This window comes from Ferrigenium straubiae, assembly GCF_051257895.1.
Lineage (GTDB): Bacteria > Pseudomonadota > Gammaproteobacteria > Burkholderiales > Gallionellaceae > Gallionella > Gallionella straubiae.
On sequence record NZ_CP194331.1, the window covers coordinates 150,724 to 167,670 of the forward strand.

General features: G+C 62.7%; 16 protein-coding genes. 2 read left to right on the top strand and 14 right to left on the bottom strand.

What is annotated here, in order from left to right:
- Nucleotides 1-219 precede the first annotated feature (219 nt).
- The 11 genes from ACRRNM_RS00745 to ACRRNM_RS00795 all read right to left on the bottom strand — a co-directional run bounded on the left by ACRRNM_RS00745 (nt 220) and on the right by ACRRNM_RS00795 (nt 11,684).
- Nucleotides 220-846 (bottom strand): dienelactone hydrolase family protein, encoded by a 627-nt coding sequence (locus tag ACRRNM_RS00745; RefSeq protein WP_435626336.1) that lies wholly within the window; start codon nt 844-846, stop codon nt 220-222.
- A gap of 134 nt (nt 847-980) precedes the next feature.
- Complete coding sequence (gene amrS / locus ACRRNM_RS00750; protein WP_435626337.1) at nt 981-2,069, bottom strand: AmmeMemoRadiSam system radical SAM enzyme; 1,089 nt, start codon at nt 2,067-2,069, stop codon at nt 981-983.
- A 1-nt stretch (nt 2,070) separates the two neighbouring features.
- Nucleotides 2,071-2,619, bottom strand: coding sequence for an AmmeMemoRadiSam system protein A (amrA, locus tag ACRRNM_RS00755; RefSeq protein WP_435626338.1), 549 nt, complete (start codon nt 2,617-2,619; stop codon nt 2,071-2,073).
- Nucleotides 2,609-3,412, bottom strand: a complete 804-nt coding sequence (amrB, locus tag ACRRNM_RS00760; protein WP_435626339.1) for an AmmeMemoRadiSam system protein B — start codon at nt 3,410-3,412, stop codon at nt 2,609-2,611. The genes amrA and amrB overlap by 11 nt, the downstream gene beginning before the upstream one ends.
- Before the next feature lie 140 nt (nt 3,413-3,552).
- A complete protein-coding gene (locus tag ACRRNM_RS00765) occupies nt 3,553-4,827 on the bottom strand; it encodes a complex I 51 kDa subunit family protein (protein ID WP_435626340.1) in 1,275 nt (424 codons plus the stop codon).
- Nucleotides 4,815-6,407: an FAD-binding protein gene (locus ACRRNM_RS00770; protein WP_435626341.1), complete on the bottom strand. Its 1,593-nt coding sequence runs from the start codon at nt 6,405-6,407 to the stop codon at nt 4,815-4,817. Before ACRRNM_RS00770 ends, ACRRNM_RS00765 begins: the two co-directional genes overlap by 13 nt.
- A gap of 6 nt (nt 6,408-6,413) precedes the next feature.
- Nucleotides 6,414-7,085, bottom strand: coding sequence for a 2Fe-2S iron-sulfur cluster-binding protein (locus tag ACRRNM_RS00775; protein ID WP_435626342.1), 672 nt, complete (start codon nt 7,083-7,085; stop codon nt 6,414-6,416).
- A complete protein-coding gene (locus ACRRNM_RS00780) occupies nt 7,082-7,981 on the bottom strand; it encodes a thiamine pyrophosphate-dependent enzyme (RefSeq protein ID WP_435626343.1) in 900 nt (299 codons plus the stop codon). Before ACRRNM_RS00780 ends, ACRRNM_RS00775 begins: the two co-directional genes overlap by 4 nt.
- Nucleotides 7,978-9,699, bottom strand: coding sequence for a 2-oxoacid:acceptor oxidoreductase subunit alpha (locus ACRRNM_RS00785; RefSeq protein WP_435626344.1), 1,722 nt, complete (start codon nt 9,697-9,699; stop codon nt 7,978-7,980). The genes ACRRNM_RS00780 and ACRRNM_RS00785 overlap by 4 nt, the downstream gene beginning before the upstream one ends.
- 212 nt (nt 9,700-9,911) lie before the next feature.
- Nucleotides 9,912-10,451 carry a gamma carbonic anhydrase family protein gene (locus ACRRNM_RS00790; RefSeq protein WP_435626345.1) on the bottom strand — a complete coding sequence of 180 codons (540 nt, stop codon included), beginning with the start codon at nt 10,449-10,451 and terminating at the stop codon, nt 9,912-9,914.
- A gap of 54 nt (nt 10,452-10,505) precedes the next feature.
- Nucleotides 10,506-11,684 (bottom strand): amidase, encoded by a 1,179-nt coding sequence (locus ACRRNM_RS00795; RefSeq protein WP_435626346.1) that lies wholly within the window; start codon nt 11,682-11,684, stop codon nt 10,506-10,508.
- Nucleotides 11,685-11,879: 195 nt separating this feature from the next.
- Between ACRRNM_RS00795 and ACRRNM_RS00800 the strand changes: the two genes are divergently transcribed.
- Together ACRRNM_RS00800 and ACRRNM_RS00805 are read left to right on the top strand one after the other, a co-directional pair.
- Nucleotides 11,880-12,029 (top strand): hypothetical protein, encoded by a 150-nt coding sequence (locus ACRRNM_RS00800; protein WP_435626347.1) that lies wholly within the window; start codon nt 11,880-11,882, stop codon nt 12,027-12,029.
- Between the two features lie 70 nt (nt 12,030-12,099).
- Entirely contained in the window at nt 12,100-12,243 is a 144-nt protein-coding gene (locus tag ACRRNM_RS00805; protein ID WP_435626348.1) for a hypothetical protein, read from the top strand.
- A 42-nt stretch (nt 12,244-12,285) separates the two neighbouring features.
- Here ACRRNM_RS00805 and ACRRNM_RS00810 read toward each other — a convergent pair whose 3' ends face one another.
- The 3 genes from ACRRNM_RS00810 to ACRRNM_RS00820 form a co-directional block, all read right to left on the bottom strand.
- Complete coding sequence (locus tag ACRRNM_RS00810; protein WP_435626349.1) at nt 12,286-13,650, bottom strand: NAD-dependent succinate-semialdehyde dehydrogenase; 1,365 nt, start codon at nt 13,648-13,650, stop codon at nt 12,286-12,288.
- 94 nt (nt 13,651-13,744) lie between these two features.
- Complete coding sequence (gene pntB, locus ACRRNM_RS00815) at nt 13,745-15,166, bottom strand: Re/Si-specific NAD(P)(+) transhydrogenase subunit beta (protein ID WP_435626350.1); 1,422 nt, start codon at nt 15,164-15,166, stop codon at nt 13,745-13,747.
- 34 nt (nt 15,167-15,200) lie between these two features.
- Complete coding sequence (locus ACRRNM_RS00820; RefSeq protein WP_435626351.1) at nt 15,201-16,784, bottom strand: Re/Si-specific NAD(P)(+) transhydrogenase subunit alpha; 1,584 nt, start codon at nt 16,782-16,784, stop codon at nt 15,201-15,203.
- Nucleotides 16,785-16,947 lie beyond the last annotated feature (163 nt).

Genomic DNA, 16,947 nt, shown 5'->3' on the forward strand with positions numbered 1-16,947 from the left:
AATGTACTGGATGGTGATGGCCTAGCAACGCCGGGCTGCGTTTGTGCAGCCTGGCTTGCGTTTCCTTTCTTACGTTTCGTTCTCTTAGACATCGAGCGTATAGATGCGAGGGGGTAGATGCGCTCTAACTATAAATTATGTGACGCACACTACCAACAAAGTCCCAGCTTAACAATATGCCGAAAGGCGCCTAGTCAGGCCGATGCTTGGATGATCGAATTACAGGTAGCGCGCGAACCACGCGGCCGCGTTGCGCGCGGCCTGTTGCAGCGTGCCGGGCTCCTCGAAGAGATGCGTTGCGTGCGGGATGAGGACGAGTTCTTTCTCGCAGTTCAGCAGCGCGTGAGCCTGCTGGTTCAGTTCGATCACGCCGTAGTCCGAGGCGCCGACGATGAGCAGGGTAGGGGCGGTGACGCTGCCCAGGGCGGCTACGCCGGCGAGGTCGGGGCGTCCGCCGCGCGACACCACGGCGGCGACCTTGTCGCCCATCTGCGCCGCGGCCTGCAAGGCCGCCGCCGCGCCGGTGCTCGCGCCGAAATAACCGAGTTTGAGCGATTGCGTTGCCGGGTTGGCCTGCAGCCACACCGTGGCGGCGAGCAGGCGGCGCGTGAGCAGCGCGATGTCGAAGCGCGTCTCGTAGTCCTGGTCTTCCTCGCGCGTCAGCAGGTCGAAGAGCAGCGTGCCTATGCCCTGCTGCTGCAGCACTTCGGCGACATAGGTGTTGCGCGGGCTGAAGCGGCTGCTGCCGCTGCCGTGGGCGAAGGCGACCACGCCCTTTGTAGATGGCGGCAGGATCAGTTCGCCGTCGAGTTCGACCTGGTCGGCCGGGATATGTGCGGTTGTCATGGCGTCTCTCCTGAAAGAAATAAGTCTGAAAACCGTAGTCCGCAGATTATGCAGATTCACACAGATTCAATCCGGCGTAATCTGTGGGCACTTGCCTTTTGCCTTTGATCTTCCCTGAAACTCGCTAAACAAGATTACGACATCGTGATCGGAATGCGGCGCGCGCCGAAGGCCTTGGTGAATTTCTCGAAGTGCCCCGCGATCCTCGCGTTGCAGTCCGGGCAGTGGCCGTCGGGCGTGAGGCTGTATTGCCTGATCTCGTACCAGTCGCGCTCGATCAGTGCGCCGTGGCACGAGGGGCAATACGTGGTGTCGCCCTCGCGGTTGTGCACGTTGCCGGTGTAGACGTAGCGCAGCCCTGCGGCCATGGCGATGCGCCGCACCCCCACGAGCTTCTGCGGCGGCGTGGGCGGCACGTCGATCATCTTGTAGTCCGGGTGGAAGGCGGAGAAGTGCAGTGGCACGTCCGCGCCGAGCTCCCTGGCGATCCACTCGCTCATTTTTCCGATCTCGTGGGCGGAATCGTTGTGGCCGGGGATCAGCAGCGTTGTGAGCTCCACCCACACATCGGTTTCGCGGCAGAGGTATTTCAGCGTGTCCAGCACCGGCTGCAGGTGTGCGCCGCAGAGCTTGACGTAGAACTCGTCGGAAAAGCCCTTGAGATCGACGTTGGCGGCGTCCATTTTGGCGAAGAACTCGCGGCGCGGTTCTGCGTGGATGTAGCCCGCCGTGACCGCGACGGTCTTGATGCCGAGCGCGTGGCAGGCGTCGGCGGTGTCCATCGCGTATTCGGCGAAGATCACCGGGTCGTTGTAGGTGAAGGCGACGCTCTTGCAGCCCAGTTGCTGCGCGGTCTTTGCGATGTCCTGCGGGCTGGCTTGGTCGTTCAGGCGGTCGAAGCTGCGTGACTTGGAGATGTCCCAGTTCTGGCAGAACTTGCAGGCGAGGTTGCAGCCCGCCGTGCCGAAGGAGAACACGCTGCTGCCGGGATAGAAATGGTTGAGCGGCTTCTTCTCGATGGGATCGACGCAGAAGCCCGAACTGCGCCCGTAGGTGGTGAGCACGATCTCGTCGCCGGCGCGCATGCGCACGAAGCACGCGCCGCGCTGCCCCTCGTGCAGCTTGCAGTCGCGCGGGCACAGGTCGCACTGGATGCGCTGGTCTTCGAGCCGGTGCCAGTATTTGGTTGGGTGCCGCTCGTCTACGCCGATCGGCTCGTCCATCTCAGCGCTCCTCGCTCCACTTGGTCACGGTATAGCGCAGCAGGCTTACCTCGTTCGTCCAGAAATCGTCCGGCAGGCCTGCCTTGCGCTTGAGCATCGCGAGAAAATCGCGCGGCTGCGGGAAGTGTTCCCAGACCTGCGGCAAAAAGGTGCTGCGGTAATGTCCGCACTGGAAGACGATGCCGTCGACGCCGGGGCGCATCTGCGCCAGCGCATCGGCCTCGTCCAGCACATCCATCGCGGTGGTCGGCGAGAGCAGCGAAATTTCGACTGTGGTGAAGTCGAGTTCTCCGGCATCCAGCGGCATGAAACGCGGGTCGTGCATGGCGGCGGACACGGCGTTGCCCTTCACGTCGGCGAGCAGTGAGCGGTGCGCCTGCAGCGTGCCGATGCAGCCGCGCAGTTCGCCGTCCTGCGTGAGGGTGACGAAGCATGCGCCGTGCTCGGACAGCCAGGGCGCGGTTTCGTCTACCGCACAAGGCATATTCAGGGCGCGTGAAATTGCGGCGCGCGCGATCGGCAATAACACTTTTCCACGTTCACTTTGCATGTCTCGTTTCCTCGGTAAAGGCGAGGGCGGCATAGCCCACCACATGGTCATGAGACCCCGCGGTGTCCCCGGAGTTTCGCAGGTCGAGCAGATGCGGCATGAGGCGGTGCTGGCGCGCCGCGGCGATAAGGCCGCTGACCGGGATACCGCCGCAGGCCTGGTCCGGTTCGACAGGCTGGCGCAGGTCGAGGATGGCCTGCACGGTGCCCTTGTCCACGCGCTGGGCGACGGCATAGGGCAGGTAGTGCGACAGGTCGGAACTGATGACGATCAGCGTCTCCTCGCCGCCCCACAGCGCTTCCAGCACCCCGGCGACCTCCTCTGGCGTCGCCATGCCGACCGCCAGCGGCAGCAGGGTGAAGTCCGCCAGTACGCTCTGCAGGAACGGCAGCTGCACTTCCAGCGAGTGCTCCAGCTCGTGCGCCTCGGCGCTCACGGTCACCTGCGGCAGGCGGGCGGTGCTGCGCGCCGCCTCCGCATCCAGCATCACTCGACCGAGTGGCGTATCGAAGGCATCGGCACCGGGCAGCGCGAGGCCGCGCACTGCGACGCGATGCGTGGGGCCGAGCAGAACCACGCGGCGGATGCGCTTGGCGAGAGGAGTCAGGGTGGCATAGGCGGTCGCCGCAATCGGGCCGGAATAGATGTAACCGGCGTGCGGCACGATCAGGGCCTTGGGGATCAGGCTGTGCGGATTGGCCGCGGCCAGCAGCGCTTGCACGTCATGCGCAAGCTGCCGGGGATCGGCTGGGTAGAACAGGCCTGCGACGGCAGGGGGACGGATGGCGGGCATGACAACCTCCCTACATGCGATGCCGCCAATATGAGGGAAGCGCGGGAAAGAATCAACCTGGAGCTGCACCTCACCACGAAGTGCACGAAGATCACGAAGTTTTTCTTCGCGTGCTTCGTGTTATTCGCGGTTCGGATTTTCTAGTGCTTCAGCGCCTGCCGGAACTCTTCCGGGAAGTGGTGGAAGGCACTGTCGAACAGTGCCACGGCGCCGTTGACGAGGTGGCAGCGGCCGCTGCCGGGCAGCATGGCGCACAGGTTCTTCAGCGTGGCGAGATCGGCCGCAGTGCCGCATCCGGTGTCGATCCGGTCGAGCAAACGGCTCATATTGGCGGTGCCGACCTTGCATGAGTTGCATTGGCCGCACGAGGAATGGGCGAAGAAGCGCTCGTACTCGGCCACCCGCTTGACGATGCCGGTGCCCTCCGAAATGACGATCATCGCGCCCGTGCCGAGGTTGGCGCCGCGCGCGCGCAGCGAGTCGAAATCCATCGCCACGTCGAGGTCGACCGGGGTCAGCATGGTGCTCGAAGGCCCGCCGGTGAACACTGCCTTGGGCTGCTTGCCCGAGAGCAGACCGCCGCCGTGATCGAAGATGAGTTCGCGCAGCGGCGTGCCCATCGGCAGCTCGTAGACGCCGGGGTGCAGCACGTCGCCGCTCAGGGAATACAGCTTGGTGCCGCTGCCCTGCGCCTTGCCGAGGGCGCGGAACCATGCGCCACCCTGTGCCACGATCTGCGGCACGTTGCTGATGGTTTCGACGTTATTGATCAGCGTCGGGCAGCCGTGCACGCCGGACTGCGCCGGGTAGGGCGGCTTGCCGCGCGGGAAGGGGAAGCGCCCCTCGACCCATTCCATGGCAGCCGTTTCCTCGCCGCCGATATAGTGTCCGGAGCCGGGCAGCAGCTTGAGTTCCAGCGGCATGCCGAGCGCGGCCGAGGCCTGTTCCAGCAGGCCGGAGGCCTGCCATTGCTCGAGCGCAGCTTTCATCGCGGCCAGCGGGCGAGCCAGGTCGGGGTTGGTGTAGAACCTGACGCGGTTGGCGCCGATCGCCAGCGCCGTCACCACCGCGCCCTCGATCACCTGATGGGGGGTTTTCTCGAGCAGTAGGCGATCCTTGAAGGTGCCGGGCTCGTCCTCGTTGCCGTTCACGATCAGGTACTTGTCCGGCTTCGGTGCCTCGGCGGCGACAAATTCCCACTTGCGCCAGGCCGGGAAGCCGCTGCCGCCCAGGCCGCGCAGGTCGGCCTGCTTCACTTCCTCGCGCACGGCGGCGGGGTCCTTTATGGCGCGTGCCAGCGCCACACCACCGCCGGAACTGCGCCAGCGGGCCATGTCTGCACCGACGCACCGGTCTGCATGGAGTAGCACCTGGACCGCCCCGAGGTGGGGCGTTTCAACGATCAGCGGTTCCATATGCCTCCTGCTGCATAATCAGGCAATACCTGCGGTGCGCGCTGCGTCATGGGCTGTCCCGCGAGGGTCAGGGCGCGGCGCATCCGGTTCACGTGTTCAAGGGTGACCTTCTTCGGGCCGCGGTCGCGGTCGGCGGTAGCCGCCGCGCCGGCGCGGCGGCCGAAGCTGATGATTTCGAGCAGGGCGTTGCCCATGAGGCGGTTGCGCCCGTGGATGCCTCCCGATACTTCGCCCACCGCATACAGGCCGGGAACGGTGGTGGCGCCGTTGGTATCGATGACCGCGCCGCCGTTCTGGTAGTGCAGGGTCGGATGGACCAGCAGGGGCTCACGACGCGGGTCGATGCCCGCGACATGGGTGCGTGTCATCAGGCTGGTAAATTGCTTTTCCAGTACTCCCGGTTGGGCGCGTTCCAGGCGCGGTGTGTCGAGCCATACGCCGGTGCGCTGGTCGTCAACACGAACCCCGCGTCCCTCCCTGCACTCGCGCAGGATGGCGGCGCATACCACGTCACGCGGCTGGAGTTCATCAATGAAGCGCTGTCCGAGGCCATTTATCAGCAGGGCGCCTGCCGCACGTATGCCTTCGGTCACCAGCTTCCCCGCCAGATGGGCAGGATGCAGCAGGCCAGTCGGGTGGTATTGGAAGGAATCCAGCTCGCACAGGCGTGCGCCGATACGGTACGCCAGCACCAGGCCGTCGCCCGTTGCGCCGAGATGATTGGAGGTCGGGAAACCGTTCAGGTGCAGCCGCCCCAGCCCTCCGGTTGCCAGGATGACGGAGCGGGTGCGCACGATGCGCGGCCGGCCGTCCAGCAGCGAGGTGAGCACCGCGCCGACGCATTTCTGGCCGACTTCGTTGGACAGCAGTTCGACGGCGGGGCTTTGCTCCCAGACTTCGATGCTGTGATGCTGGATGACGGCCTCGCGCAGTACGCGCATCATTTCCAGGCCGGTATAGTCACGACAATGGACGAGGCGAGGAGTGCTCATGCCGCCCGCACGCCGCGTATGCAGGTCGCCGCTGGGTGTCTGGTCGAGCTGCATGCCGAGGTTGATCAGCCATTGCAGCGCCTCCGGGCCGTCCCCGGCCAAGGCGGAGACCAGCGCAGGGTCGCCGACATTGTGGCCGCCGCGCAGGGTGTCCTGGATATGGCGCTGGATCGAGTCTTCAGGCTCGATGGCGGCCTGAATGCCGCCTTCGGCCATGACCGTATTGCTGTCGCCGAGGCGCAGCTTGGTGGCCAGCAGGACGCGCGCACCGTTTTCGGCCGCTGCCAGCGCCGCTGCGCAGCCTGCACCGCCGCCGCCGATCACCAGCACGTCGATATCGGTTACCGGAGCGCCAGCCAGGTCGGCTTCGTCGATAAATGCCTCGGTCTGCAAGAGTCCAGCCAGTTCGCGCTGGCAATTGTCGCCCGCGTTGGGGCCGACTGCCAGCTTGACCACGCTGCCTTGCAGGTGGTCTGGGTGGTAGGTGTTGAGCAGCGCGTCGATATCGGCCAGTTCGGGTGGCGGATCGAGATCTGCATCAGCGCGGTAGCGAGCCAGCGCTTCGGCCAGAGGGATGCCATTACTCATCTTCGATCAATCCTCGTCATTTTCATTTTTTGCCACCATCTCACGGCAGGTGTTCATGCGCTCCTGGCGCAACTCCTCCAGCCGGTGAATCAGGTTGGGCGGGCGAAGATGAAAATGAGCCGTTACGCGCCGGCTGAACAGGCCCACATGAGCCGGGGCGATCAGTTCCGGGCAGGCGGCGTCGCACAGTTCGCACATGACGCATTCAAAAAATACTTCCCCCGCCTCGCGGTAGCGGCCTGCCGCAGCCAGTGCGACACCGTCCTCGACGGCAATGTCCTTGGGGCATGCCTGCACGCAGCCGTGGCAATGCCGACAGCGCGATGCTTCGGGAAAAATTTTGTGGAAGCGTGCATGAATGTCCCAGCCATCCTTGAAATCGTTGATTTCGTAATGATGGCGGGGCGCCGATGCGGGCGGCAGGAATACGACCTCGATGCCGTCCTCGACGAAAGTCTGGCAGGCGAGATTTACCGTCACCTCCTTGCCACGCCGCAACATGACACGGCAGGAGCCACACACCCCTTCCATGCAGCCGACGCTCGTTATCTGCGGCACGCCGCCATGCCATGCGGCTTCGACCAGGGTCATGTCCGCGGAGGCGTTGACGGCGAGGCCGTTGATGGTCAGGGCGACGGGCTGGTCGTTTTCGTCAGGCGTGGTATTGCTTTTCGTCATGGACGCGAGAGGTCGATGATCTTCTTCAAATCATAGTCCTTGTGCCCGCCGACGCGCTTGACCAGTTCTGCCATACGCTCGTGAAGGGCGGGGCGATCGGTCTTGTACAGCAACCCGGTGGGGATGCGGCCGGCTTTTTTCGCCGCAGTGACCACGTTTATCGCGGCATTCAGGTCGCTTATATCGTGGGCAGGATCAACCTCGTCGCAGGCGTTTCTGAAGGACACTGCGGTATCCAGCTCGTTGAATGACGGGCATTGCGAGAGCAGGTTGATGAAGGCGAATCCGTTGTGTTCCATACCACCCTTGATGAGCTGTGCCCCCAGCTTGGCGTTGCCGGCAAACGCCTGTCCGACGTAAGTGGCACCGTAGGTGAGCATGTACAGGATCGGATCCAGAGGCTCTTCCATGCCGCCATACGGGGTAACTGCGGCCTTCATCTCCTCGCGCGAGGTGGGCGAGCATTGACCCTTGGTCAAGCCGTAGACGTGGTTGTCCATCAGGATGTAGGTGATGTTGATATTCTTGCGCGCCAGATGCGGCATGTGCCCGCCGCCGATGGAGAAGCCGTCGCCATCGCCGCCACTGACCACTACCGCGAGATCCGGACGCGCCAAATGCACGCCCGTTGCCACGGGGCCCGCACGGCCGTGCAGGGTGTGCATCTTGTAGGAATTGACGAAGTATGGCAGGCGCGAGGAGCAACCGATCCCGGAAACGCTCACCAGATGGTTCGGGTCGACGCCGAGTTCGGAAAGCGCGCGCAACAGTCCTGTCAATACGCCGTAGTGGCCGCAGCCGGCGCACCAGAATGCCGGCGTCTTTTCATCCTTGAAATCCTTGGGTTTGAAGTCCACCTTGTTGAAGTGGGTGTGCGGTTGAAGGATCGCGTTCATGCCAGTATCTCCTTGACTTTGTTTACTATCATTTCAGGCGTGAAGGGCATTCCGCCGCAAATGGTGTAGGACTCGGGGCGCAACGAAGTTTCCGCGCGCACGAAGTGCGCGAGCTGGCCCTGGAAGTTGACTTCAGGCAGCAGCAGTCGCTTGCACGATGCGCCGAAGTCCTCGAATTGCTGCGCCGGCAGAGGGTTCAGCAGCTTGGGATAGAAGCCCTTGACCTTGTATCCCTCGGCACGCAGGCGTTGCAGCGCTTCGCGCACCACGCCGATGGTGCTGCCCCAAGTGATGATGCCGAGGTCTGCCGCGCCTTCGCCATCCACTTCCGCCGGAGCGACATCGTTGACCACGTTCTTGAGCTTGTTGAAACGCTTGGCCTGCATGGCCTCATGGTTGGCCGATGCGTAGCTGGGCAGACCGCTCTCGCTGTGTTCGAGGCCGGTGGCGATGTGCAAGCCGCCGGGTGTGCCGGGATCGGCCATCGGTGAAATGCCGTCTTCGGTAAATTTGTAGCGTTGATACTCGCCTTCGCCGTTCCAGCGCTTGCGCTCCACCAGCTTGTAATCGGCCGGGTTCGGGCAGGGTACGCTCTGGGTCGAGAACGCCAGGGAGCCGTCGGAAAGCAACAGCACCGGGCACTGGTATTTTTCCGCGAGGTTGAACGCCACGACGGTCAAGTCGATGCAGTCCTTGACGTTTTCCACCGACAGCACGATGCGCCCGGCATCGCCATGGCCGCCGTGTATTGCCAGGAACAGGTCGGATTGCTCATGCTTGGTCGGCAAGCCTGTAGAGGGGCCGCCACGCTGAACGTCGACCACCACGCAAGGCAGTTCGGCCATGAATGCCATGCCCAGCATCTCGCTCATCAGTGCGAGGCCGGGTCCGGAGGTGGAGGTCATTGCTTTCTTGCCCGCATAGGAGGCGCCGAGAACCTGGGAAATGGAGGCGATTTCATCTTCGGCCTGAATCAGGGTGCCGCCGCGCTTGGGCAGGTGCTTCGCGACGTAAATCGCGACTTCGGTCGCCGGGGTGATGGGGTAGGCGGAGAAGAAGTCCAATCCCGCGATGATCGCGCCTAGGCCGATGGCGTTATTGCCCGACATCACGATGACTTCCTGTTTGGACTTGGGTGTGCCGATGGCCCATGGATCGGTCTTTTTCAGCGCAGCGGCCAGTTCGCGGCCGCGCTCCAGCGCTTTCAGGTTGCCCTGCACCACATCCTCGCCCTTGCGCGCGAACTTGGTGGTGAGCACTTCACGCAGGGATTCCACCGGAATGTTGAACAGTTCCGACAGCGCACCCATCGCCACCATGTTCTTGGCGCGCGGGTTGTTCAATTCCTTGGCTGTCTGGGTCATCGGGATAGGGTAAGCGTGTACGCCTTCCGGAATGTCCGGCGTGAAGTCGCTCGGGCTGTCGTAGACGATGGCGGTGCCAGGCCGGAGGAAGGCGCGGTTCATGTTGTACGCTTCGCCGTTGAAGGCGCACAGGACGTCGAAGATGTCGCCCTGGTTGTATACCCGTTCGGTGCTGGCACGCACCTGGTACATCGCGTAGCCACCCTTGATTTCGGCCGGGAAAGTCTTGAATGTGTAGACGTCGAGACCGGCGCGTGCGCAGGCCTGAGTGATGAAATCGCCTACTGAGATGACACCCTCACCGCCTTCACCGCCGATTCGGATGATCAGATCGTTCTTGGTTTTGCCTTGCATCTACTGCTCCTCAGTAACTAAGTAATGGGGGGTGTGCCGTCCGCAGGCCCTGTCATGGCGGCCACAACAATTTAAAAAAATAATTATATCAAAATATGCCGACGAAATTATACAGGTTTTGGAAGAACCGCCGCGCAGAATCATCGAATTAGAGGGGTAAAGATGGATTTGGTTGCGCGCCGATGGCTGGCGGGAAAATTGCCTGTCCCGGACTAGCGCGACGGGTTGTTCAGATAGTCGTCTTTCAGGCGGATATAGTGCTCGGCCGAGTATCTCAGGCGGGCGATTTCTTCCTGGGTCAGCGCCCGGACGGCCTTGACGGGGCGCCCCACGTAGAGCATGCCGCTTTCCAGCACCTTGCCCGGCGGAACCAGGCTGCCCGCGCCTATCATGACGCGGTCGGGAATGACGGCGTCGTCGAGGATGACCGAGCCCATGCCGATCAGGCATTCGTTGCCGATGGTGCAGCCGTGGAGGACGGCGGAATGCCCGACGGTCACATAGTCGCCGACTAGCAGGGGCGAGCCGTCCGGCTTGTCCGGCGTCTTGTGCGAGACATGCCCGATGGTGAGGTCCTGGATGCTGGTGCCCCGGCCGATCACGATACGGTTCACGTCGCCGCGCAACACCGCATTGCACCAGACCGAGCTGTCGTCGCCGATGCTCACCTCGCCGATGATCTGGCAGGATGCATGGGCATAGACGCGTGCTCCGAGGATCGGCATTTTATCGAGGTAGGCAGCTACAGGCATGAAGGCTCCGGGGAGATAAACGATAAATCGGTGCTTGGTGTATGGGGCAGCATTTTAACCTTTTCCGAAGAGTTGGGCAGCCGCCAGAAGCTGGCCATCCTGGCCGCGCGCACCCAGCAGCGAGATGCCGAGCGGGCAACCGTCCTTTTCCAGCAGCGGCATCGAAACTTGCGGCAGCCCGGCAACCGCGGCGATGCAGGTATGCCGCATGGTGTTGAGGCGGCCTGCGCGCGCCTCTTCTATCGACCGGCCCTTGAGCGGTGCGACGCCGGCAGCGGTCGGGAAAACGACCAGCGTGCCGGGAGAAACGATGCCTTCAATCTGTTCGATCAACTGCTTTCTGATCAGTCGCTTTTCCTCCATGTCGCTGCGGCTGACCGTGGATATCTTTTCGAGCCGCCCGCGAATTTCCGCGCCGAAGGCGTCGAGGTTCTGAGAAATCCATGCGCCATGCGCCTCGTTCAGCTCCCACCACTGGATGTTGCGCAGCGTCTCGATCCAGGTCGCGAAGTCCGGCTTGCCCAGTTCGATCTCGGCGGTCTCGATGCCGAGCCGGGAAAGGCCGCTGATGAACGTATCGAATTTCGTCGCGAGTTCGGCATCTTGTGTGGCAAACAGGTCGCGCGCGATCAGGAGCCTGCGCGCGTTGAATTCCGGGATGTCGCGGCCGAGCATGACGCCGCCCACCCTCGCCATCATCTCCGGCGTGTGCGCGAACCACCCGGCCGCATCGAAGCTCGGCGCCATCGGATACACGCCTTGCAGGGAAGCTGCGCCGTGTGTGGTGCGGATGCCGTAGATGCCGCAATACGATGCCGGGATGCGCATCGAACCGGCGGTGTCGGTGCCCAGCGCAAAATCCACCAAGCCGCCGGCGACCGCAGAGGCGGAGCCGCTGGAAGAGCCGCCCGGAATCCTGTCGGGGCATTTGGAATTCAGCGGCGTGCCGTAGTGAAAGTTTTCTCCATCGAGGGAGAAGGCCATCTCGTCCGAGATGGTCTTGCCGAGCAGCGTGGCGCCCTCGTTCAGCAGCCGCTCGACCGCGGGCGCAGTCGTCTGCGCCACGGGATGCGTGCTCTTCCAGCGCGGATTGCCTGCACCGGTGACGAATCCTTCGACATCGTAGAGTTCCTTCACCGCGAAGGTCAGCGAGGAAAGTTTTCCTTCCTTTGTCGGCGAGACGGTAATCATCTCGCCGGGGACGAAGGCGTTGCAGGTATCGACTGGTTTCATGGATAGGCTCATTGGTTGGCTTGCATCAGAATTTCAGCGGCTAGCCCATGCGTAAATTGCCGGATGTGATTCATGACACTGTAGGTGGAATGTACCCGAATTTGCTTATTGATCCGCTTGGCAATTAGCACGAACATCACCGACGGGTGCAAGTCACTTCCATCGGCGGAAGGAATCACGTTTCGGGGGTTGAAAATGGCAACCATAATCATCGGGATCGGTATAGGCATCGTCATCGTCGCCCTTGCCATCGAGCCGGAAAAGATTGCGCAATACCGGCGCTATGCCGTGCCGATGGGCGCTCTCGCTGGCATATTGATGGCAATTGTCCTGCTCGCGCAGTAGATAGGGGGCCTCAAATCTGGATGAAAAGGGATTTTTCCATGGCGGCAAAGTCATCTTGGAGGGATTGCAAATGGAGTCCATAATCATCGGCATTCTCTTCATTGCCCTTGCCATCGTGTCGGACAAGTTGGCGCAATACGGGCACCGGGTTTTTCCCATCGGTATTATCGCCGGCATACTCGCCGTTCTTGTGCTAGTGCATGCCATAGATTGAGCGTGTGCAGGCGGGGAGGGGAATCATCCTGTGCGGGAATTTCTACCGGATCCACACGGTCTTCGCATTCACGAATTCAAGCATCCCCAGTTTCGATAGTTCGCGCCCGTAGCCCGAGGCCTTTACGCCGCCGAAGGGCAGGCGCGGGTCGGATTTGACCATGCCGTTGACGAAGGTGCAGCCCGCCTGGATCTGCGCTGCCAGTTGTTCGGCGCGCGCCGTGTCGCGGCTCCAGATCGACGAGCCGAGTCCGTAGCGGGTATCGTTGGCGATGCGCAGCGCATCCGCTTCGTCTGCGGCGCGGATCACGGTCGCCACCGGGCCGAACATTTCTTCGTTGTAGGCGCGAACCTTCGGGGTGACGCGATCCAGGATCGAGGGGCGGTAGAAGAAGCCTTTTCCCTCCACCGCTTGGCAGCCACTCACCGCGACCGCACCCTGCGCGATGGAATCGCTGATCTGGCCATGCAATGAGTCGCGCAGGTCGGCGCGCGCCATCGGCCCGATCTGCGTCGCGTCGTCCATTGGGTCGCCGAGCCTGAGCGTCTCCACTTTTGCTTTCAACTGGCGCAGGAATTCGTCGGCGATCTGCGGCACGACGATGAAGCGCTTGGCGGCGATGCACGACTGCCCGCAATTCATGAAACGCGAGGCGGCCGCCGTGCTGACCGTCAACTCCAGATCGGCATCGTGCAGCACGATGAAAGGATCGGAGCCGCCCAGTTCCAGCACGCATTTTTTCAGGTGCTGGCCGGCGCACGCGGCCACCTTGCGTCCCGCGGCTTCCGAGCCGGTGAACGTGACACCATGCACATGCGGGCTGGCGATGGCCTCGGCCGTCTGCTCGACCTCGATCATCAGGCTCGTAAACACTCCATCCGGCAGGCCGCACTCGCGGAATACGGCCTCGATCGCCAGCGCGCACTGCGGCACGTTCGGCGCATGTTTCAACACCATCGCATTACCCGCCATCAGGGCAGGGGCTGCGGCGCGGAATGCCTGCCAGAAGGGGAAGTTCCACGGCATGATGGCCAGCACCACGCCGAGCGGATAATGCGCAACGTAGCTTCGGCCGGTGTCCGACTCCCCCGGTTCGGAGCGCATGAATTCTTCGGCATGCTGCGCATAGTAGTCGCAGACGCTCGCACATTTCTCGACCTCGGCTCGCGCCTCGCGCAGCGGCTTGCCCATTTCCTGCGTGATGAAGGTTGCATAGCGGTCGCACCGGGCGTGCAACTGATGCGCGACGTTGCGCAGCACTTCGGCACGCCGGGAAAAAGCAGTTTGTGCCCAGGCCTGTTGCGCGTGGTGGGCTTTCTCAAGCGCCCGCTCCAGGCGGCTGGCATCCCAGCTGGCGTAGGTCTGGAGCAACTGATTGGTGGCCGGGTTCAGGCTTGTGTGTGGCATGATCGGGATGTCGTGTAATTCCGGTCCGGGATTTTAACGTCAGATGGAATAACGCCCGCTGGTGCGGGCGTTATCCTGCCAAAATTCTGCTTCGCTATGCTTTCAGCGAGGCAAGCACCTCGTCCAGCATTTTCTTTGCGTCGCCGAACAACATGCGGTTGTTCTCCTTGTAGAAGAGCGGATTGTCGACGCCCGCGTAGCCGGAGGCCATGCTGCGCTTCATCACGATCGAAGTCTTGGCCTTCCATACTTCCAGCACCGGCATGCCGGCGATCGGGCTGTTCGGATCGTCCTGCGCGGCCGGGTTCACGATGTCGTTGGCACCGATCACCATCGCGACATCGGTGCACGGGAAGTCGTCGTTGAGCTCATCCATTTCCAGCACGATGTCGTAGGGCACCTTGGCTTCGGCGAGCAGCACGTTCATGTGGCCGGGCATACGGCCCGCGACCGGGTGGATGCCGAAACGCACGTTGACGCCTTTTTCGCGCAGCAGCTTGGTGATCTCGTAGACCGTGTGCTGTGCCTGCGCCACCGCCATGCCGTAGCCCGGCACGATGATGACGTTCTTGGCTTCGCGCAGCAGTTCTGCGGTCTCGACCGCGCTGACCGGCACCGCTTCGCCGGCCGGTTGTTGTGCATCGCCGCTCGGTGCGGCAGGTGCGCCGCTGCCGGTGCCGAAGCCGCCCGCGATCACGCTGATGAAGTGGCGGTTCATCGCGCGGCACATGATGTAGGAAAGGATCGCGCCGGAAGAACCCACCAGCGCGCCGGTGACGATCAGCAGGTCGTTCGACAGCATGAAACCGGTTGCTGCCGCCGCCCAGCCGGAGTAGCTGTTCAGCATCGACACCACCACCGGCATGTCCGCGCCGCCGATCGCCATCACCATGTGAATACCGAACAGCAGCGCGATCACGGTCATAACGATCAACGGGATCATGCCGTCGGCAACCGAGTGCGTATTGAGGAACTTGTAGCCGAAGAAAATAACGACCAGCAGGCCCAGAAGGTTTATCCAGTGGCGTGCGGGCAGGAGCAGCGGCTTGCCGCCGATCTTGCCCGACAGTTTGCCGAAGGCGATGATCGAGCCGGAGAAGGTCACAGCGCCGATCAGGATGCCGATGTAGATTTCCATCTCGTGGATGGCTTTTTCGGCACTGGATAAATTGGCCGCTGCCGCCGGGTCGATGTAATTTGCAAACCCGACCAGGCAGGCGGCCAGGCCGACCAGACTGTGCATCAGCGCGACCAGTTCGGGCATCTGCGTCATTTTTACCACGCGCGCGGCGTAGATGCCGACGCTGCCGCCGACTACCATGGCGCCGACGATCCACGGAATGCCGGCCATGGTGACACGCGGGCCGAAGATGGTGGCCAGTACGGCAAGCGCCATACCGATCATGCCGTAGAGGTTACCGCGCCGCGAGGTTTCCGGATGGGACAGGCCGCCGAGACTCAGGATAAAGAGTATCGTTGCGCCGATATATGAAACTGTTGCCAAGCTTTCAGACATGATTGATTACCTTGTATTGTTTTCTACGGCCTAGTTATTTGCGGAACATCGCCAGCATGCGCTGGGTGACGGCAAAACCACCGAACATGTTGACTGCGGTGAGCGCCAAGGCGGCGACGGCGAGGCCGAGGATAAGACCCCTGCCATCAGCTCCGCCGACCGGCGGCGCGACCTGCACCAGCGCACCGATGGCGATGATGCTGCTGATCGCATTGGTCACGCTCATCAGCGGGGTGTGCAAGGCGGGAGTGACGTTCCACACCACCATGTAGCCGACGAAGCAGGCCAGCACGAACACCGTGAAATGCCCGAGGAAGGCAGCGGGCGCGAAGGCACCGACGAACCAGAACAGGACTGTGGCGACGCCGAACATGATCGCCAGTTTGCCGCCAGCCATTGGCTCGCTGCTGCCGCCATGGCCGTGGCCTTTGGCGGCGGGTGCAGCCGCCTTTGCCGCAGCCGGTTTGGCCGGTGCAGCCGGCAGTTTGGGCGCGGGCGCCGGCCAGGTGACCTCGCCTTCCTTGATGACCGTCAGGCCGCGGATGGCGTCGTCGTCCATGTTGACGTTGATGTTGCCATCCTTGGCCTTGCACAGTTCCTCGGTGAGGCGGAACAGGTTGGTCGCATACAGCGTCGAGGACTGCTTGGCCAGGCGGCTGGGCAGATCGGTATAGCCGACGATGGTCACGCCGTGCTTCACCACGGCCTTGCCGGGCTCGGTCAGCTCGCAGTTGCCACCCCGTTCGGCCGCCATGTCCACGATGACGCTGCCGGGCTTCATGCTCTGCACCATCTCGGCGGTGATCAGCCGGGGTGCGGGTTTGCCAGGGATCAGCGCGGTGGTGATGATGATGTCGCATTCCTTGGCCTGCTTGGTGTACATCTCGCGCTGGGCCTGCTGGAAGCCCTCGCTCATCACCTTGGCGTAGCCGCCGCCGCCGGAGCCTTCCTCCTCGTAATCGACCTTGACGAATTCGCCACCCAGCGACACGACCTGGTCGGCCACTTCGGCACGGGTGTCGTTGGCGCGCACGATCGCGCCCAGGCCGGCTGCGGTGCCGATGGCCGCGAGGCCCGCCACGCCGGCGCCGGCGATGAAGACCTTGGCTGGAGGAACCTTGCCCGCAGCGGTGATCTGGCCGTTGAAGAAGCGGCCGAAGGCATTGGCGGCCTCGATCACGGCGCGGTAGCCGGCAACACCGGCCTGCGAGGTCAGGGCGTCCATCTTCTGCGCGCGGGAAAGCTGGCGCGGCAGCGCGTCGATGGCCAGCACAGTGGCCTTCTTCGCCGCCAGTTGCTGCATCAATTCCGGATTTTGCGCCGGCCAGACGAAGCCGATCAGGGTGCCGCCTTCGCGCATCAGGCCGACCTCTTCCGTTGTCGGCACGCATACCTTGAAAACGATGTCGGACGCGGCCCACAGTTTGGCCGTGCCGTCGATAATTTCCGCGCCTGCGGCACGGTAAGTGTCGTCGCTGAAATTTGCCGCATCACCGGCGCCGGATTCGACGGCGACCTTGAAGCCCAGCTTGATAAGTTTCTCTACGACTTCAGGAACAGTCGCAACACGTTTTTCTCCCGCGGCGGTTTCCCGCGGGATTCCTATCATCAGAGTCATGGAATTTCCCGTTTTGGTTAAAGTTTGTTTCTGTCTGCCGTTCCGGCTGGCATGCCGCTTCGGCTTGTGTTTTTTTGCTGCACCATCAGGATGTTTTGCTGCATTGCCGGAATGTCGTTCATTCGGGATGCGCGGAGGCACGATGTTACTTCAAAAATCTTCC